Raw genomic sequence first — 17287 nt, 5'->3', positions numbered from 1 at the left:
GCGCCCGCCCTCACCGGGACTGTGTCGACCGCAACACGCCCCAGACCACCAGCCGGTAGGTGGAGGTGTACTCGGGCGTACAGGTCGTCAGGGTCAGATAGGCGCCGGGCGCCGTGAAGCGGGCGGCGGGGTGCACGCCGCTGTACGGGACGGCGGCGAGGACCGTGCCGTCGGCGGGGGTGGTGCGCGCCAGGGTGCGCCGCACGACGTAGGTGTAGCGGGCCGCCGCGGTGTCGATCAGGACCGTGTCGCCGGTGCGCAGCAGGTCCAGGCGGCGGAACGGCTCGCCGTGGGTGTTGCGGTGCCCGGCCAGCGCGACGTTGCCCCGCTCGCCGGGCCGGGCGCTGTGCGGATAGTGGCCGACGTAGCCCTTGTTGAGGACCGCGGCCTTGCCGACGCCCTCGGCGACGGGGGCGGTCAGGCCGATCCGGGGGATGCGCAGGACGGCGTACGCCGGGTTCCGCGGCGGCGCCGGGGGCCGGCCCGCGGCCCGGCGGCCGGACGCGCCGGACGGCGGGCCGCCGCGCGCGGCCTGTTCGGCCGAGCCGTCGTCACCGGGCCGCGGGGGCGCGGCCGGTGCGGCGGTCCTGGCCTCCCACTGCCGCTCCAGCCGGTCCACCTGGTCGTGCGCCGCGCGCTGCGCCTGACGGTTGGTCCACCACAGCTGGTGGACGACGAGCAGCAGGAGCACCGCGCCGAGCGTCACGGCCAGCTCCGCACCCGTCCACAGCGCCCGCGCGGCACGGGAGCGACGGGTGCGCCGCCCCTGTACGACTACCGGTATCCGCTCCCGCACGCGGGCACCGTAAGCCCTGCGGGCCGAAGCCACCAGAGGCGGCGCGCCCCGGTGTCCGCGGCCGGGGTCAGCCGCCGAAGGCCCGCGAGACGGCGTAGATGGCGAGGCCGGCCAGGGCGCCGACGACGGTGCCGTTGATCCGGATGAACTGCAGGTCCCGGCCGATGTGCGCCTCGATCTTCTTCGAGGTGTGCTCGGCGTCCCAGCCGGCGACGGTGTCGGTGATCAGCGCCGTGATCTCGCTCTGATACCGCGTCACCACATAGACGGCCGCGCCCTCCAGCCAGCCGTCCACCTTCCCCTGGAGCCGCTCCTCGCCGGCCAGCCGCCGGCCCAGGGACAGCAGCGCGGCCCGCACCCGCATCCGCAGTTCGCTGCGCTCGTCCTCGGCCGCGGCGACGATCATCGCCCGCACCGAGCCCCACGCCGAGGCGATCAGGTCCTGCACCTCGCCGCGGCCCAGCACCTCGGACTTCAGCCGCTCGACCTTGGCCCGGGTCCCGGGGTCGGACTGCAGGTCGTCCGCGAAGTCCCGCAGGAAGCGGTCGATCGCCCCGCGCGCCGGGTGCTCGGGCATGTCCCGCATCTCCGTGACGAAGCGCAGCAGCTCCTTGTAGACGCGGTCGCCCACCTTGCGGTCGACGAACCGCGGGGTCCATCCGGGCGCGCCGCCGGAGACCGCGCTCATCACGGAGTCGCCGTGCTCGACCAGCCAGTCGTGGACACGGGAGACCAGCAGGTCCACCACCCGCCGGTGGCCGCCCTCGGCGACGACCTTCTCCAGCATCGTGCCGATCCCGGGCGCGATCTCCTGGGCGTCGGCGCGGCGGGTGATGGCCTCGCCGACCACCGCCTGCACATCGGAGTCGCGCAGCACGGTCAGCGCGCCGCGCAGCGCCGTGGACAGCTCGGCGGTGACCCGGTCGGCGTTGCCGGGCTCGGCGAGCCAGCCGCCGACCCGGCGGCCGATGCCGACGGAGCGCAGCCGCCGGCGGACGACCTCGCCGGAGAGGAAGTTCTCGCCGACGAAATCACCCAGACTCTGCCCCAGTTGGTCCTTTTTGGTAGGAATGATCGCGGTATGCGGGATCGGCAGCCCCATCGGCCGCTTGAACAGCGCGGTGACCGCGAACCAGTCGGCCAGCGCGCCCACCATGCCGGCCTCCGCGGCCGCCGCGACGAACCCGGTCCAGCCGCCCGCCCCGGCGGCCCCGGCCCACTTCGCCAGGGCGTAGACCAGCGCGACGGCCAGCAGCAGCCCCGTGGCCAGCGCCTTCATCCGGCGTACGGCGCGCCGCCGCTCCTCGTCGGCGGCGCCGTACGCCAAGCCGCCGGCCGGTGCGGACCGGCCGCCCCGCGGCGCGCCCGGCGCCGGGGCCCGTCCCGCATGCGGCGTCCTGTCCGCAGATGTGCGTTCCATCCGTTCCACCGTTCCCACCGTGCCCCCCGCCATCCCTCCGGACCGTCCGGTTCCGCGCACCGGCCACCGGTTCGGCCGTATACCCCACTGTGACCTACTCCTGGAACGAACCACGAGTTCCCCGCGTCCAAGCCAGGGAGGCATCGAGCGGGGCGCCGGGCGGCGCGCCGGAGGTCCGTGGGATCATGGGGGACCGATCGGACCGCAACGGTGCCGCTGATCATCCGCTGCCCTTGCCCGCCCGGAGCGTGCTGCTCCGCTTTACCCAGGAGACCCCTCCCGCATGAAGAAAAGTGTGGGTTACTCCCTGCTCGCCGGTCTGGCAGCAGTGGTGGTGCTGATCTCGACCGCGATATTCGTCGGCTTCGGCGGCGAAAACGGCGGCTCGGGCGACGCCTCGCACAAGCCCCGCGACCCGGCCGCGCCGGCGGTCTCCGGGCAGTGGGTCGGCACCTGGTCGGCGGCCGCGGCGGCGGCCGAGCCCGGCACCCTCAACGGCTACTCGGGAACGTCGATACGCAACGTCGTGCACACCAGCGTCGGCGGCTCGGGCGTCCGTATCCAGCTCTCCAACCTCTACGGCACCCGCCCGCTGGTGGTCAGCCATGCCACCCTGGCGCTGGCCGCGGCCCCCAGCAACCCCACCGCCGCGAGCGGCACCATGCGGCGGCTGTCCTTCAACGGCAAGCCCGCGGTGACCATCCCGGCGGGCGGCGCGGTCACCAGCGACCCGACCCGGCTGAAGGTGCCCGGCGACGCCGACCTGCTGGTCACCACCTACTCCCCGTCCCCGTCGGGGCCCGCCACCTACCACCCCTACGCCCGGCAGACCTCCTACCTCGCGCGCGGCGACCGGGCGGAGGACGCCACCGGCGCGGCCTACACCGAGCAGAGCCCGTACTGGCGCTACCTGACCGGTGTGGACGTGTGGAGCACCCAGGCCCGCGGCTCGGTCGTGGCGATCGGCGACTCCATCACCGACGGCATCACCTCCACCGCCGGCGCCAACCACCGCTGGACGGACTTCCTCGCGGCCCGGCTGCGCAACGAGCCCGGCGCGCCCCGCTACGGCGTCCTCAACCAGGGCATCAGCGGGAACCGGCTGCTGGTCAACGGCTCACGCTTCTCCCCGAACAACGGGCCCAGCGTGCTGTCCCGCCTGGAGCGCGACGCGCTCTCGCGCACCGGCGTGAAGGCGGTGATCGTCGAGATCGGGCTGAACGACCTGTTCAAGACGCCGCGCCAGCTCGACCCGGAGAAGATCGTCGCGGGGATGCGGGAGATCGTCCGCCAGGCGCACGCCCGCGGCCTGCGCGTCACCGGCAGCACCCTTAGCCCGTTCGGGGGGCACCGCGGGTACTCCGCCGTGCTGAACTCGACGCGCGAACGGGTCAACCGCATCATCCGCTCCGGCACCGTCTACGACGAGGTCGTCGACTTCGACAAGGCGCTGCGCGACCCGGCGGCGCCGGGGCGGCTGCGGCCCGCCTACGACTCCGGCGACCATCTCCACCCGAACGACGAGGGCTTCCGGGCGATGGCCAACACGGTGAACCTCGCCCACCTCAAGCTGGCCGCGCCCGCCGCGCTCTGACCCGAACGGAGCGACGCCGCCGCCTCAGTCCAACTCCCCGCGCGGGTGGTCCCCGAGGCGGCGGCGCTCCTGCTTCAGGCGCCGCTGCTCGTCCTTCAGCCGCCGCTTCTCCGCCCTGGGCAGCTTGCGCTCGACGCCGACGCCGCCCAGCAGCGCCAGCCCGCCCACGATCACCCGCGGCGCGCCGGGCTCGCCCGGCACCCCGTCCTCGCGCGAGTCGAAGCCGCCCATGATGCCCAGGCCGCGCACCTCGACATCCACGCCCGGCGGCACCACGATGCTCACCCCGCCCATGACGGCCCAGCAGCTGATGACGATCTCGGGCCCGGCGAAGTCCGCCTCGCGCAGATCGATCTCGCCGCCGCCCATCAGGCAGAACGCGGTGAAGCGGCGCCCGATCGTCCACCGGCCCTTGCGCTGGAAGCCGCCCATCACGGCGACGCCGGCCGTGGACCCCCGCGTCCCCTCCGCGGCGATCCGCTCCGCCCACGGCGCCGGCGCCGCGCTCTCCTTGCGCAGCGACAGCGGGGCCGGCGCCGCGGCGGCCACCGGCAGGTCGGCGGTGAGCGGCTCCAACTCCCGGTAGGTGCGCGCCCGGTAGGCCGCGTCGAGCCGCTCGTCGAACTCCTCCATCGCCAGCCGCCCTTCCGCGACGGCGTCCCGCAGGATCTCCGCGACCCGCTCGCGGTCGGCGTCGGCGGCGCGCAGTTCCGGGAGTTCTTCAGTCATACGGACACATTAGAGGGCGTGGCCCTCCTTGCCCCCGCTCCGCCCGGTATCCGCCCCCTTCCGGCCCCTCGCGTACAGCTCGGCGATCAGGGTCTCGATGTCCGGCTCCCGCACCGACAGATCCACCAGCGGGTAGCGCGCGGCGACCGCGGCCACCAGCGGCGCCGCGCTCTGCGCTGCCGGGAACGCCAGCCACTGCCGGGGCCCGTCCACCCGGACCGTCCGGGCGCCCGGCACGCCCTCGATCGGGGGCAGTTGCCGCTCCAGGTCCACCACCAGCGTCCGCTCGCCGCCGCCGGCCGCCCGCAGCCCGTCGAGACCCCCGTCGTAGACCAGCCGGCCGTGGTCGATGACCATCACCCGGCGGCACAGCTGCTCGATGTCGGTCAGGTCGTGCGTGGTCAGCAGGACCGTGGTGCCCCGCTCGGCGTTCACCTCGCGCAGGAACCCGCGCACCTTCGCCTTGCTGACCACGTCGAGGCCGATGGTCGGCTCGTCGAGGTAGAGCACCTCGGGGTCGTGCAGCAGCGCCGCCGCGAGGTCGCCGCGCATCCGCTGCCCCAGCGACAGCTGCCGCACCGGTACGGCCAGCAGCGGCGCCAGGTCCAGCAGTTCGACACAGCGCTCCAGGTTGGCGCGGTAGACGGCGTCCGGGACCCGGTACATCCGCCGCACCAGCTCGTAGGAGTCCTTCAGCGGCAGGTCCCACCACAGGGTGGTGCGCTGCCCGAAGACCACCCCGATCCGGCGGGCGAGCCGGGTCCGCTCGCGGTCGGGGTACCCCCTGCGCAGGAGCCCGGGGGCCGCGGCGGCACGGCCGCGGGGGCGGCGCCCGGCGCCCGGGGACGGATCGATGCCCGCGATCCGCAGCCGGCCGCCGCTGGGCACCAGGATGCCCGTCAGCATCTTGATCGTGGTGGACTTCCCGGCGCCGTTCGGGCCGATGTAGCCGACCATCTCGCCGCGCGGTACCCGGAAGGAGATGCCGTCCACGGCCCGGACCTCCTGCCGCACCCGCCGCAGCCGGCCGGCCCTGCGCCGCACCGAGAACACCTTCTCCAGGCCGTCCACCTCGATCAGCGGCTCCGCCCCGGCCCTCTCGTCCGTCACCCGTCCTCCTTCGCCGTCCCCTGCCGCGGCCCCGGCGCGCCGTGCCGCCGACGCCGCCGATGCCCTGTCAACTGCCGGTGCTGCGGTAGGACCGCAGCCCCAGCCGCCACGCCAGCCCCGCCCCCGCGCACATCAGCGCCGCCACCACCGGCCCCAGGAAGTCCACCCAGCCCGGCAGCCCCAGCGGATCGGGGCGGCCCAGCAGCCGCAGGGCGGGCAGCCAGTTCACGAACGCCAGCGGGACGAGGAAGGTGACCCCGCGCACCAGCTCCCTGGCGAACACCGTCGGCGGGTACTGCAGCATCGCGTTGCCGCCGTAGGTGAAGGAGTTCTGCACCTCGGCCGCGTCCTGCGCCCAGAACTGGAAGGCGGCGCCCGCCGTGAAGACCGCCGCGAAGATGGCCGCCCCGCACACCGCCATCAGCGGCACCATCAGTGCCCGGCCCACCGTCCAGTCCACCGGGATACGGGGCAGCGACCAGCCGAGCACCAGCACCGCCTGGGTGAGCCGGCCCAGCCTGCGCAGCGCGAAACGGTCCGCCGCGACCTGCGCGAAGACCGGCGCGGGCCGCAGCAGCAGGACGTCGAGGGTGCCGTCCCGCACCCGCCGGCCCAGCCCCTCGATGCTGCCCAGCAGCAGGTCCGTCAGGCCCAGCGACACCCCGGACGTCCCGTACAGGAACGCCACTTCGGGCAGCGAGAAGCCGCCGAGGGCGTCGATCCGCGAGAACATCAGCATGATCGCGACGAAGTCCAGGGCGTTGGCCGCGAAGTTGCCGAACGCCATCATCAGGAACGACGCCCGGTAGGCGAGGGCCGAGCGCACCCACATCCGCACGATCAGCCGGTACGCCAGGAGCCCCTGCGCGACCCGTCCCCCGCCGTCGCCCGCCTTCCTAGCCACCGTGCACCACCACCTTGCGGGTCGCCGCCGCCTGCACCAGCCGCCCCAGCGCCAGCAGCGCCCCGCCCCACGCGGCCTGGAACACCAGCCCCCGCAGCACCGCGCCGCCGCTGCGCGCCCCCACCAGCACATCGGCCGGCACCTGGAGGACCGCCGCCCACGGCAGCAGCTGGGCGACCTCGCCCAGCGCACCGGGGAAGACCCGCAGCGGCAGCACCATCCCCGAGAAGAACATGCAGGCCAGGCCGCTGATCAGGGCCAGCCCCGCGCCGTCGAGGAGCCAGAACGACGCCAGCGCGACCAGGTAGCGCAGCGCGAACCCGACCACCACCCCGAGCAGCACCGACAGCAGGAACCCGCCCCAGGTCAGCGGATCGCCGGGCAGCGCGAGCGGAAAGGCCAGCGCCCCCACCACCATCGGCGCCACCCCGCGGCCGATCAGCTGCAGCCCGGCCCGCCCCAGATCCGCGGCGAGCCACCACAGCTGCAGGTCCGCGGGCCGGTAGAGGTCCACCGCGATGTCGCCGCTGCGGATGCGCTCCTGCAGCTCGTCCAGCCCGCCGCCCATCAGCCCCGTCGAGGCCAGCAGCGCCTGCCCGGTCCATACGAAGGCCAGCGCCTGCGCCTGGTCGTAGCCGCCCAGATGCGGCCGCTCGTGCCACAGCGCGAGGTAGGTGAACGCCACGATGAAGCCGAAGACGGTGTTGGTGAACACCCCCGCCACGGTGGCGACGCGGTAGGTGGCGTACCGCCGGAAGCTGCCGGCCGCCACCGCGAGGTACCACACGACGCTCACCCCCGGCCTCGTTGTCCGCCCCGTTGTCGTCGGACGGCCAAAGCACCGGAGCCTAGGCCCGGAGCACGGCGACCCGCCATCGCTTTATCACCGCTTCGGGTGAGCCATGGGCGCCGTTCGGCCGGTCGGCTCGCGGACTTCGGTGCGCGCCACCCCGCCTGACCGGGGACCGGGATGCGAGAGTTTCCGGGCGGGCGGCAGTTGCTCTTGCGGCGCACCGCGCGAATCCCCCGACACGACACGACCGTCGCGGTACAACCTCCGGCGGCGGCCCAGGAGTCCTGACCCATATGAGCGGACAACGCACAGGCTGGCGCCGTGTCCTCCCCACCTGGCGCACGGTGCTGGGCACCGTGCTGCTCTTCCTGCTGCTCATCATCGGCGGGCTGGTCACCGGCTATCTGCTCGTCGGGATCCCGCCGGCCAACAGCGCCGCCAAGGCCCAGAGCACCGTCTACCTCTACTCCGACGGCTCGGAGCTGGCCCGCGACGGCGAGGTCAACCGGCAGAACGTCACCCTCGGCCACGTCCCGAAATCCGTCCAGCAGGCGGTGCTCGCCGCCGAGGACCGCGACTTCTACGCCGAGTCCGCGGTCGACCCCGCCGCGATGCTCCGCGCCGCCTGGAACACCGTGACCGGCAAGGGCAAGCAGTCCGGCTCCACCATCACCCAGCAGTACGTGAAGAACTACTACCTCGGCCAGGAACAGACCGTCACCCGCAAGGCCAAGGAGTTCTTCATCGCCATCAAGCTGGACCGCGAGGTGAGCAAGGACAACATCCTGGAGGGCTACCTCAACTCCAGCTACTACGGCCGCAACGCCTACGGCATCCAGGCCGCCGCCCAGTCCTACTACGGCCGCAACGCCGAGCAGCTGACCACCGCCCAGGGCGCCTACCTCGCCACCCTCCTCAACGCCCCCAGCGCCTACGACATCACCGCCCGCCCCGCGAACCGCGCACGGGTGCTGGCGCGCTGGAACTACGTCCTGGACGGCATGGTCAAGCAGAAGTGGCTCAGCCAGGCCGACCGGGCCGCGCTGGAGTTCCCCATGCCCCGGCCCGCCAAGCCCTCGGCGGGCCTGTCCGGCCAGCGCGGCTACCTCGTCGAGGCGGTCAAGGACTACCTCGTCGACCACCGGATCCTCGACGAGGACACCCTGCGGGCCGGCGGCTACCGCATCACCACCACCATCGGCAAGAAGCGCCAGAACGCCCTCGTCAAAGCGGTCAACACCCGCCTGATGGACCGCCTCGACGACTCCCGGAAGGTGGACCGCTGCGTCCGGGCCGGCGGCGCCTCCATCGACCCCGCCAGCGGCCGGGTCGTCGCCCTCTACGGCGGCATCGACTACGCCAGACAGTTCGTCAACAGCGCCACCCGCCGGGACTACCAGGTCGGCTCCACCTTCAAGCCGATCGTCTTCGCCTCCGCCGTGCAGAACGACGCCACCACCCAGAACGGCGAGCGGATCACCCCCAACACCGTCTACGACGGCACCAACAAGCGGATGACGGTCAACCACGGCACCCGCACCGGCTTCGCGCCCGCCAACGAGGACGACCGCTCCTACGGCCCGATCACCGTCAGCGAGGCCACCGACAAGTCCGTCAACGCCGTGTACGCCCAGATGGGCATCGACGTCGGCCCCGCCAAGGTCAAGGCCACCGCCGTCGACCTGGGCATCCCCGCCGACACCCCCAGCCTCGCCTCCTCCCAGGGCGCGATCTCGCTGGGCACCGCCACCCCCAGCGTCCTGGACATGACCCAGGTCTACGCCACCCTCGCCCACCACGGCACCCACCGCCCGTACTCCCTGGTCGACAAGGTCACCAGGAACGAGGAGGCCGTCGAGCTGCCCGAACGCGAGGAGACCACCGCCGTCCCGCGGACCGCCGCCGACACCACCACCTCGATCCTGCGCAGCGTCGTCGACGGCGGCACCGGCACCGCCGCCCAGGGCGCCGGTCGGCCCGCGGCCGGCAAGACCGGCACCGCCGAGGACGACAAGGCCGCCTGGTTCGCCGGCTACACCCCCGACCTCGCCACCGTCGTCGCGGTACTCGGCCAGAACCCCGAGAGCGCCGCGCAGGAGCCCCTGTACGGAGCCGGGGGCCTGGCGCGCGTCAACGGCGGCGACTACCCCGCCCAGATCTGGGCCGACTACACCGCGGCCGCGCTGAAGGGCCGCCCGGTCCGCGACTTCAGCCTGCGCCTGGAGGAGGGCGCCGAGTCCGCCTCGCCCTCGCCGTCCGGCAGCGACTCGGCCTCGCCCGACGAGTCCGGCTCCCCGTCCGCCGGCCCGAGCGACTCCCCCGGCGCCCCCACGCCGACCCCCGGCGGCCCGACCCGCCCGACCGGCGGACCGACCGCCCCCACCTCCCCGGCCGAGCCCACGCCGACCGCCGAGCCCACCAACGACGTCCCGACGTTCGAGCCGCAGAGCGACGACCTGGAACAGCGGCTGCGGTGGCGGTGGGGCGGCGGGGGCTAGCCGGCCGGGGAAGCCGCCCCGGCCGCACGGCGGGCGGGCCGGGGCGGCCCGCCCGCACCGCGCCCCGCCCTCGCCGCGCCCTGTCAGTGCCCCTCAGTGCCCCGACGTCGCCTTGAGGCCGACCACCGCCACCAGCAGCAGGCAGATGAAGAAGATCCGGGCCGCGGTGGCCGGCTCGCCCAGCACCGTCATGCCGAGCACCGCCGCGCCGGCCGCCCCGATGCCGACCCACACGCCGTAGGCGGTGCCGATCGGCAGGGTCCGGGCCGCGTACGAGAGCAGCAGCATGCTGGCGACGATGCCCGCGCCGGTGAACACGCTGGGCCACAGCCGGGTGAAGCCGTCGGTGTACGTCATCCCGACCGACCAGCCGACCTCCAGCAGCCCGGCGACCAGGAGCAGGATCCATGCCATGGGGCACCTCCGTGAAAGAGCTTCAACAGGGGTGCGTCGTCTTGTCCTGACCCGGTACGGCGCGTCTCGTCGGGTGGTCCCGAGGCTAGCAAAGGGCGGCGAAACGGGCGGTGACCCCGGTCACCGCCCGACGGACCCCGGGGCCCGCCCGCAGAAGGGAGCCGCGGGCCCGCACCACCATGGCGCGGCCCCGCGGCCTTCAGAACTACCGATACCTACCGATATCTACCGGTACCTACAGGCGCCTACAGGTACAGCCCGGTCGCGTCCTCCGCGCCCTCCAGGCGCTCCGCGGCCACCGCGTGCAGATCACGCTCGCGCATCAGCACGTACGCCACCCCGCGCACCTCGACCTCGGCCCGGTCCTCCGGGTCGTACAGCACCCGGTCCCCCACCTCGACGGTCCGCACGTTCTGCCCGACCGCCACCACCTCGGCCCAGGCCAGGCGGCGGCCGACCGCCGCGGTCGCGGGAATGACGATGCCCCCCGACGAGCGACGCTCGCCCTCGGGGATGTCCGTCCGGACCAGCACGCGGTCGTGCAGCATCCGGATCGGCAGCTTGTCGTGGGTGTCCTTGGCGTTATTCGGGCTCACGGCATGACCGTACCTGCCCGGCGGCGCCCCGGAGGCACCGCGGGCCGCCCCGGGCCCGGCCCCCGGCGGTCCGCCGGGGCCGGTGCGCCATCCGGCGGACCGGACTCAGCGGCGGCGCCGGGAGCGCAGCGTCAGCAGACCGACCACGGCCACGCCGACCAGCGCCACCGGAACGATCCGCTCCAGCCGCGGCGCCCCGTCCTCCGACACCAGCTGGGCCCGCACGTCCGAGACCGCGCGGTTGGCGGCCACATACGCCCGCCCCGCCGTACGGTCCACGGCCGCCGCCGCCCTGGCCTTGGCGTCATCCATGATCGTTTTCGGGTGCAGCCGCACACCGATCTCGTCGAGCGTGACGGCGAGCTCCTGCCGCCTGCGGATGATGTCCGCCTCGATCTGCGCCGGGGTCCTGGCTTCCGCCACCGCGCTGCCTCCGTCGTCTCGCGCCGATGCGTACGAGGGCCGGGCACGAGGCCCCGTACGGAACCGGCCCACCTGGCTGACTGCCGATTCGTGATGGACAGTCTGTCAGCTCACGCCCCCCTGCGCCCCACAGCACCCCCGTTTCGCCCGCCGAGGCGCCCCCGGCACCGTTCCCCGCGCCGGCTGGCTAATGTCGGGGGCGTACGGACCCACACCAAGGAGAGCCATGAGCGAGCGACTGCAGCCCGGCGACACCGCCCCCGCCTTCACCCTGCCCGACGCGGACGGCAAGCAGGTCTCGCTCGCCGACCACCAGGGCCGCAAGGTCATCGTCTACTTCTACCCGGCCGCCCTGACCCCCGGCTGCACCAAGCAGGCGTGCGACTTCACCGACAACCTCGACTTCCTCGCCGGACACGGCTACGACGTCATCGGCATCTCCCCCGACAAGCCGGAGAAGCTCGCCACGTTCCGCGAGAAGGAAGAACTCAAGGTCACCCTCCTCGGCGACCCCGACAAGACGGTCCTGGAGGCGTACGGCGCCTTCGGCGAGAAGAAGCTCTACGGCAAGACCGTCACCGGCGTCATCCGCTCCACCGTCATCGTCGACGAGGAGGGCAAGGTCGAACGCGCCCTCTACAACGTCAAGGCCACCGGCCACGTCGCCAAGATCATCAAGGACCTGGGGCTGTAGCCGAGGTCTCCGGAACCGCCGTCGTATGGTCCGGCAACTCCAGCACGGCTTCGGCGCCGCCCTCCGCGGCGGTGCCGAAGTCCAGCCGGGCGCCCAGCACATCCGCCTGGCCGGCCGCGATCGTCAGCCCCAGGCCGTGCCCGGTCCCCCGCTCCGGTGCCGCCGTACGGAACCGCCGCGGCCCCTCCGCGCACAGCTCCGCCGGATAGCCCGGACCGTGATCGCGCACCACGATCCGCGAGCCCGCGACCACCACCTCGATCGGCGGCCGGCCGTGCTTGGCCGCGTTCGCCAGCAGGTTCACCAGCACCCGCTCCACCCGCCGCCGGTCCGTCTCCACGATCCGCGGCTCCCCCTCCACGGTCACCGACACCTCGTCCACCCCGCGCTGGCGCGCCGCCCGCTTCACGATCCCGCGCACCAGCGACGGCAGCTCACAGGCGTCCAGATCCGCCCGCTCCACCCCCGCGTCCAGCCGCGAGACCTCCAACAGGTCCTCCACCAGCCGCCGCATCGCCTGCGCCCGGTCGCGCACCAGCTCCACCGCCCGCGGCTGCGGCAGCAGCTCCGCGGCCGCCACCAGCCCGGCCACCGGCGTCCGCAGCTCGTGCGCCACATCCGCGGTGAACTCCCGCTCCGCCTGCGCCTGGGCCGCCAGCGACATCGCCATGTGGTGCACACTGCGGCCCAACTCGGCCACCTCGTCGCGGCCGTTGCTCGCCAGCGCGTCCGCGTCCGGCGCCTCCCCCGCCGCGATCCGCCGCGCCGCCGCCGCACTCAGCCGCAGCCGCCGCGACAGCCGCTGCGCCACGAACCACGACACCACCGCCATCAGCACGACCGTGCCGCACCCCGCGACCAGCAGCGCCCGGCTCAGCGCCCGCCCCGCCGGATCGTCGTCCGGATACGGCGCCGACACCGACAACGACCGCGTCGGGGCGCTGTCCGCGTCGTTGCCGACCCCCGTCGCCGCCCACACCCGCGGGTCCTCACCACCGCTGACATACGTCCCCGACCGGTTCTTGAACACCGCGTCGCGCAACGGCGACGGCAGCGTCGCGTCGTCCAACTGCGCGCCCAGCGCGAGCGTGCCGTCCCGCTCGTAGATCTGCAGCGCCGAACTCAGCCGGTCGTCCTGATACGCCCGAGCCGACCGCTCGCGCTCCGCATCCGCTATGTGGTGCACCGCGAAGCCCAGCACCACCACGGCCAGCGCCGTCATACAGGAAATGGCCAGGGCGATCCGGCCTCGAATGCCCATCACGCGAGGTTGTACATCTCCGTCGTGTCACCGAGCGGCGTCGACCCCTCGTACCTCACCTCGAGACCGGTGAACAGCAGCGTGCCGTCCACCGGCTTCGGCCCGTAGAGCCGGAAGGTCGCCGGGAAACCCGCGTCCCCGCCCGCCCCCGCGGCGGTCTTCTCCACCTGCACCACACCCGCCCCGTACGCCTCGCGCGGCCCGTATTCCTTCCACTGGATCGCGGTCGCCACCATCCCCGCATCCGCGCAGGTCAATCTGATCACATGCGGCTTGACCGCCCGCTTGCCGATCCCGCAGTCCCGGACGCCCGGCAGCCCTCCCGGCTCCTTGGCGTCCTCCTTCACGTCCTGCACCGCCGACGTCTTCGGCGCGGCGTCCACCGCCGAGGCACGGTCCGACGCCTGGCCGAACCACACCCCGCCCGCCGCCAGCGCCGTCACCACGACAAAGGCCGCCAGCGCGGTACGCCCCCGGACCCAGCGGGACCTTTCGCGGTCGGTCATCACGATCTCCTTCCGGGGACCACGCCCCGTACCCCCGCCCAGCACCCATGAATGCCGCGCCCGGGGCCCCACTCTCCCGGACCCCCGACACAGGGTGATTGCCCGAACGCTGCGGTGAACGCTCGGCTGTGTACCAGTCCTGTAACAAGCCCCGTCACACCCCTGGCGCCGGCCCCGCCCCGACCCCGCCGAAACCCGCCCCGGTGGGCCGGACGGCCCAGCCGCATGTGACGTATCCCGATTCCTCGCCCCAGAGTGGTTTGGATCCTCGCTCCACTGCGCAGGCGCACCAGTCGTATCTCCCCATCGCGCACCATGCGCTGTTCAGACCGAGAGGACCGCCTCGTGCCGACCGGCAGCACCGAAGCAGAACCCACTCCCGACCAGGACCGGGAAGCGCTCAAGCGCCACCGGGTGCTCTTCCGTGCCGTCGCCCGGCGCAAGAACCCCAAACTGCGGCGCACCGACATCACCGTGACCGACGAACGCGTCGTCAAGCGGGCCGTCAAGGCCGCGGCACTCGGCAACGCCATGGAATGGTTCGACTTCGGGATCTACAGTTACCTCGCGGTCACCATCGGCAAGGTCTTCTTCCCCGGCGGCAGCGACACCACCAGCCTGCTGTCGTCCTTCGCGACCTTCGCCGTGGCCTTCCTCGTACGCCCCCTCGGCGGCGCCTACTTCGGCCCCCTCGGCGACCGGATCGGCCGCAAGAAGGTCCTCGCCCTCACCATGATCATGATGGCGCTGGGCACCTTCTGCATCGGCCTGATCCCCTCCTACGCCGCCATCGGCTTCTGGTCCCCGGCCCTGCTCATCCTCTTCCGCCTGGTCCAGGGCTTCTCCACCGGCGGCGAGTACGGCGGCGCCTCCACCTTCATCGCCGAGTACGCCCCCGACAAGAAGCGCGGTTTCTACGGCAGCTTCCTGGAGATGGGCACCCTCATCGGCTACACCGGCGCCGCCGGCATCGTGCTGCTGCTCAACACCACCGTCGGCGACGCCGCGATGAACAGCTGGGGCTGGCGCCTGCCGTTCCTGATCGCCGGCCCGCTCGGCCTGGTGGGCCTCTACCTGCGGGTCAAGCTCGACGAGACCCCCGCCTTCCAGAAGTTCGAGGCCGCCCAGACGCACAGCGCCACCGGCTCCGTCGTCGAGGCCGAGGCCGAGTTCTCCCACCTCTCCGAGAACGCCCCGAAGAAGAAGATCGGCGAGATCTTCGCCCAGCAGTGGCCCACCCTCATCCTCTGCATCGCCCTGGTCGGCGCCTACAACATCGCCGACTACATGCTGCTGTCGTACATGCCGACCTACCTGACGGACACCCTCCACTACGAGGAGACCCACGGCCTGCTGATCCTCCTGGGCACCATGATCGCCCTGATGTGCGTCCTCAGCACCGTCGGCAAGCTGAACGACCGCTACGGCCGCAAGCCGCTCCTGATGGCCGGCATGCTCGGCTTCTTCGTCACCGCCATCCCGGCCTTCCTCCTGGTCAACCAGGGCAGCCTGGGCGCGGTCATCGCCGGCATGGCCCTCCTCGGCCTCTCCCTGGTCTGCCTGCTGGGCACCATGTCCGCCGCCCTCCCCGCCCTCTTCCCCACCAACGTCCGCTACGGCTCCCTCTCCATCGGCTACAACCTGGCCGTCTCCCTCTTCGGCGGCACCACCCCCCTGGTCATCACCGCCCTCATGGACGGCTTCCACCAGAACGTCATGGTCCCCGCCTACTACACGATGGGCGCCGCCCTCGTCGGCGTCATCGCCGTGGCCTGCATGAAGGAAACCGCCCAGCAGCCCCTGGAGGGCTCCCCGCCCTCCGTCGCCACCAAGGAAGAAGCCGTCGAACTCATCGAGTCCCAAACCCCCGACCCCCGCTTCTGACCCCCCACCACACCCCCTCCGCGGGCCTCGGGACTCCCCCTCCCCGAGGCCCGCGGCCTTTTCCGCTCCCGCTCGCCCTTACGGCCGTAACCGGCTCCACGTTCGATCGTTGATGTGTTCGAGGGGGTGCGCGGGGGTGGGCCCGGCGCACGGGACGAGGGGGAGCCATGCCGGTCAGTCCGTACACCCGGGAGCGGTTGGAGGAAGCGGCCGCCTCGTCGCGCACGCTGTCGGAGGCGTTACGGAAACTCGGGGTGCATCCGAAAGGGGCGTCGCGGCGGTACCTCCACGACCGGATGAGGTCATTGGGCGTGGACACCTCGCACTTCGAGCGCGAAGGGACACGCTGGACCAAGGAGCGCCTCGAGGAGGCGGTGGCACTGTCGACGAACATGTGCGAGGTCTTACGGCGACTCGGTCTCGACCCCGTAGGCGGCCAGCACACCCACATCAGCCGGCGCATCCGGAACCTGGGGATCGACACGTCGCACTTTTCTCCGGTCGGCCGGAGGAAAACCAGGGCCCGTCGGCGGTGCAGCCCCGAGGAACTGCTCGTACACGCGGAAAACGCCGGTCGACGAACGCCGAGCAACCGGCTCAAAGCCGCCATGCTCGCGCTCGGGACGGACGAGCGTTGCGCCCTCTGCCGCACCGGGCCGGTCTGGCGCGATCGCCCACTGCCGCTGGAGGTCGATCACATCGACGGAAACTGGCGTAACAACTGCCGGAAGAATCTGCGGTTTCTGTGCCCCAATTGCCACTCGGCCACGGACACCTACCGGGGGCGCAACAAGGGCGTCCGCACGCCCGACTCAGGAGCACCGCGATGAGCGGCAGCATCCGCTACACCCGGGAGCTGTTGACCGAAGCCGCACGGCGTTGCACGAACATCGACGAAGTCATCGCGTTCTGCGGCAGCCACTCCTATCACCAACTGCGGCGGCATCTGTTCAGGCGCTTCGAGCACTTCGGAATCGACGTGTCGCACTTCCAGCCCGTCGCGCGGCGCGCCACTCATGCTCCCCCCGGCAGAGGCGACCTCCAAGAAGCCGTCAGCGCCTCTTCTTCCATCGCCGCTGCCCTGCGGTTTCTGGCGAGGCCCAACACCTCTCGCGGTCGCGCGCTGTTCCGTCGGTGGGCATCCGCCCACGGCATCGACACGAGCCACTTCCTGGGACAGGCACATATGCGCGGGAAACCGGGGACCACGCCGGTCAAGGGACCAGAGCAGATACTCGTCAAGCACGGTGGTGAGCGTCGGACAAGAAGCGTGATGCTGAGACGCGCCCTGCGGCAGATCGGCGTGCCCGAGCGCTGCACCGAATGCGGCACGGGCCCCGAGTGGCGTGGGAACCCCATGACTCTGGAGATCGACCACATCAACGGCGACTGGCATGACGACCGTCAGGAGAATCTGCGCTTTCTCTGCCCCAACTGTCATGCCGTCACCGACACTTGGTGCCGGGGCGGTCGGCGCCGGCGGTAGCCCTCCCGCTGCGCCGGCCAACAAGTACTATGGCCGTGGCAAGCGGCCGTGATGGAATTGGCAGTCATGCTGGCTTTAGGTGCCAGTGGGGTAACACCCGTGAGGGTTCGAATCCCTCCGGCCGCACACCTTGGATTCGAAGGCCCGGCCCCGCCGAAGCGCGGGGCCGGGCCTTCGCC

At 72.5% G+C, this 17287-nt stretch carries 17 protein-coding genes, 1 tRNA gene and 1 riboswitch; of the genes, 7 read left to right on the top strand and 11 right to left on the bottom strand.

Annotated features, from left to right (window positions below; genetic code table 11):
* Positions 1 to 10 precede the first annotated feature (10 nt).
* Positions 11 to 796 (bottom strand): class E sortase, encoded by a 786-nt coding sequence (locus tag K7396_RS23165; RefSeq protein ID WP_143589054.1) that lies wholly within the window; start codon positions 794 to 796, stop codon positions 11 to 13.
* Positions 797 to 863: 67 nt separating this feature from the next.
* The gene (locus tag K7396_RS23160; protein WP_086716633.1) at positions 864 to 2216 is read right to left on the bottom strand and encodes a DUF445 domain-containing protein; all 1353 of its coding nucleotides are present in this window, start codon (positions 2214 to 2216) and stop codon (positions 864 to 866) included.
* A 283-nt stretch (positions 2217 to 2499) separates the two neighbouring features.
* Between K7396_RS23160 and K7396_RS23155 the strand changes: the two genes are divergently transcribed.
* Positions 2500 to 3810: an SGNH/GDSL hydrolase family protein gene (locus tag K7396_RS23155; RefSeq protein WP_086716632.1), complete on the top strand. Its 1311-nt coding sequence runs from the start codon at positions 2500 to 2502 to the stop codon at positions 3808 to 3810.
* Between the two features lie 24 nt (positions 3811 to 3834).
* On the opposite strand, the gene K7396_RS23150 is transcribed toward K7396_RS23155, so the two are convergent.
* The 4 genes from K7396_RS23150 to K7396_RS23135 all read right to left on the bottom strand — a co-directional run bounded on the left by K7396_RS23150 (position 3835) and on the right by K7396_RS23135 (position 7340).
* Positions 3835 to 4539, bottom strand: coding sequence for a DUF1707 SHOCT-like domain-containing protein (locus tag K7396_RS23150; protein ID WP_086716631.1), 705 nt, complete (start codon positions 4537 to 4539; stop codon positions 3835 to 3837).
* 9 nt (positions 4540 to 4548) lie between these two features.
* Complete coding sequence (locus K7396_RS23145; RefSeq protein ID WP_086716630.1) at positions 4549 to 5649, bottom strand: ABC transporter ATP-binding protein; 1101 nt, start codon at positions 5647 to 5649, stop codon at positions 4549 to 4551.
* A 67-nt stretch (positions 5650 to 5716) separates the two neighbouring features.
* Positions 5717 to 6481 (bottom strand): ABC transporter permease, encoded by a 765-nt coding sequence (locus K7396_RS23140; protein ID WP_086716646.1) that lies wholly within the window; start codon positions 6479 to 6481, stop codon positions 5717 to 5719.
* Between the two features lie 64 nt (positions 6482 to 6545).
* Entirely contained in the window at positions 6546 to 7340 is a 795-nt protein-coding gene (locus K7396_RS23135; protein WP_086716647.1) for an ABC transporter permease, read from the bottom strand.
* A 299-nt stretch (positions 7341 to 7639) separates the two neighbouring features.
* Here K7396_RS23135 and K7396_RS23130 point away from each other — a divergent pair, with 299 nt between their 5' ends.
* Positions 7640 to 9844 carry a transglycosylase domain-containing protein gene (locus K7396_RS23130; RefSeq protein ID WP_152104456.1) on the top strand — a complete coding sequence of 735 codons (2205 nt, stop codon included), beginning with the start codon at positions 7640 to 7642 and terminating at the stop codon, positions 9842 to 9844.
* Between the two features lie 93 nt (positions 9845 to 9937).
* Here K7396_RS23130 and K7396_RS23125 read toward each other — a convergent pair whose 3' ends face one another.
* The 3 genes from K7396_RS23125 to K7396_RS23115 all read right to left on the bottom strand — a co-directional run bounded on the left by K7396_RS23125 (position 9938) and on the right by K7396_RS23115 (position 11277).
* Positions 9938 to 10258, bottom strand: coding sequence for a DMT family transporter (locus K7396_RS23125; RefSeq protein WP_152104457.1), 321 nt, complete (start codon positions 10256 to 10258; stop codon positions 9938 to 9940).
* A gap of 30 nt (positions 10259 to 10288) precedes the next feature.
* A riboswitch (guanidine-III (ykkC-III) riboswitch) is annotated at positions 10289 to 10349 on the bottom strand.
* 154 nt (positions 10350 to 10503) lie between these two features.
* Positions 10504 to 10806: a GroES family chaperonin gene (locus tag K7396_RS23120; RefSeq protein WP_048828920.1), complete on the bottom strand. Its 303-nt coding sequence runs from the start codon at positions 10804 to 10806 to the stop codon at positions 10504 to 10506.
* 153 nt (positions 10807 to 10959) lie between these two features.
* A complete protein-coding gene (locus K7396_RS23115; RefSeq protein ID WP_086719489.1) occupies positions 10960 to 11277 on the bottom strand; it encodes a DUF3618 domain-containing protein in 318 nt (105 codons plus the stop codon).
* 226 nt (positions 11278 to 11503) lie between these two features.
* Here K7396_RS23115 and bcp point away from each other — a divergent pair, with 226 nt between their 5' ends.
* Positions 11504 to 11971, top strand: a complete 468-nt coding sequence (gene bcp / locus K7396_RS23110) for a thioredoxin-dependent thiol peroxidase (protein ID WP_086719490.1) — start codon at positions 11504 to 11506, stop codon at positions 11969 to 11971.
* On the opposite strand, the gene K7396_RS23105 is transcribed toward bcp, so the two are convergent.
* The gene (locus K7396_RS23105) at positions 11952 to 13232 is read right to left on the bottom strand and encodes a sensor histidine kinase (RefSeq protein ID WP_086719491.1); all 1281 of its coding nucleotides are present in this window, start codon (positions 13230 to 13232) and stop codon (positions 11952 to 11954) included. The two genes, bcp and K7396_RS23105, sit on opposite strands and share 20 nt — an antisense overlap.
* Positions 13232 to 13738 (bottom strand): hypothetical protein, encoded by a 507-nt coding sequence (locus tag K7396_RS23100; protein ID WP_086719492.1) that lies wholly within the window; start codon positions 13736 to 13738, stop codon positions 13232 to 13234. The genes K7396_RS23105 and K7396_RS23100 overlap by 1 nt, the downstream gene beginning before the upstream one ends.
* A gap of 345 nt (positions 13739 to 14083) precedes the next feature.
* Between K7396_RS23100 and K7396_RS23095 the strand changes: the two genes are divergently transcribed.
* From K7396_RS23095 to K7396_RS23080, 4 genes are all read left to right on the top strand, one after another.
* Positions 14084 to 15622 carry an MFS transporter gene (locus K7396_RS23095; RefSeq protein WP_152104458.1) on the top strand — a complete coding sequence of 513 codons (1539 nt, stop codon included), beginning with the start codon at positions 14084 to 14086 and terminating at the stop codon, positions 15620 to 15622.
* A 167-nt stretch (positions 15623 to 15789) separates the two neighbouring features.
* Complete coding sequence (locus K7396_RS23090) at positions 15790 to 16452, top strand: HNH endonuclease signature motif containing protein (protein WP_086721019.1); 663 nt, start codon at positions 15790 to 15792, stop codon at positions 16450 to 16452.
* Positions 16449 to 17108 carry an HNH endonuclease signature motif containing protein gene (locus tag K7396_RS23085; RefSeq protein ID WP_086721020.1) on the top strand — a complete coding sequence of 220 codons (660 nt, stop codon included), beginning with the start codon at positions 16449 to 16451 and terminating at the stop codon, positions 17106 to 17108. The genes K7396_RS23090 and K7396_RS23085 overlap by 4 nt, the downstream gene beginning before the upstream one ends.
* A 42-nt stretch (positions 17109 to 17150) precedes the next feature.
* Positions 17151 to 17234: transfer RNA gene (locus K7396_RS23080), tRNA-Leu, on the top strand.
* Positions 17235 to 17287: the final 53 nt, after the last annotated feature.

The organism is Streptomyces angustmyceticus (assembly GCF_019933235.1).
Taxonomy (GTDB): domain Bacteria; phylum Actinomycetota; class Actinomycetes; order Streptomycetales; family Streptomycetaceae; genus Streptomyces; species Streptomyces angustmyceticus.
Note: the sequence above shows the minus strand (reverse complement) of the source record. Positions and strands in the feature narration are given on the sequence as shown.

Bases quoted from the DNA above. Each gene is read 5' to 3' on its own strand.
- bcp (WP_086719490.1), top strand. From the start codon at position 11,504: ATGAGCGAGCGACTGCAGCCCGGCGACACCGCCCCCGCCTTCACCCTG.
- K7396_RS23090 (WP_086721019.1), top strand. From the start codon at position 15,790: ATGCCGGTCAGTCCGTACACCCGGGAGCGGTTGGAGGAAGCGGCCGCC.
- K7396_RS23155 (WP_086716632.1), top strand. From the start codon at position 2,500: ATGAAGAAAAGTGTGGGTTACTCCCTGCTCGCCGGTCTGGCAGCAGTG.
- K7396_RS23085 (WP_086721020.1), top strand. From the start codon at position 16,449: ATGAGCGGCAGCATCCGCTACACCCGGGAGCTGTTGACCGAAGCCGCA.
- K7396_RS23140 (WP_086716646.1), bottom strand. From the start codon at position 6,481: ATGTGGGTGCGCTCGGCCCTCGCCTACCGGGCGTCGTTCCTGATGATG.
- K7396_RS23125 (WP_152104457.1), bottom strand. From the start codon at position 10,258: ATGGCATGGATCCTGCTCCTGGTCGCCGGGCTGCTGGAGGTCGGCTGG.
- K7396_RS23120 (WP_048828920.1), bottom strand. From the start codon at position 10,806: ATGCTGCACGACCGCGTGCTGGTCCGGACGGACATCCCCGAGGGCGAG.
- K7396_RS23105 (WP_086719491.1), bottom strand. From the start codon at position 13,232: ATGGGCATTCGAGGCCGGATCGCCCTGGCCATTTCCTGTATGACGGCG.
- K7396_RS23100 (WP_086719492.1), bottom strand. From the start codon at position 13,738: ATGACCGACCGCGAAAGGTCCCGCTGGGTCCGGGGGCGTACCGCGCTG.
- K7396_RS23130 (WP_152104456.1), top strand. From the start codon at position 7,640: ATGAGCGGACAACGCACAGGCTGGCGCCGTGTCCTCCCCACCTGGCGC.
- K7396_RS23160 (WP_086716633.1), bottom strand. From the start codon at position 2,216: ATGGAACGCACATCTGCGGACAGGACGCCGCATGCGGGACGGGCCCCG.
- K7396_RS23150 (WP_086716631.1), bottom strand. From the start codon at position 4,539: ATGACTGAAGAACTCCCGGAACTGCGCGCCGCCGACGCCGACCGCGAG.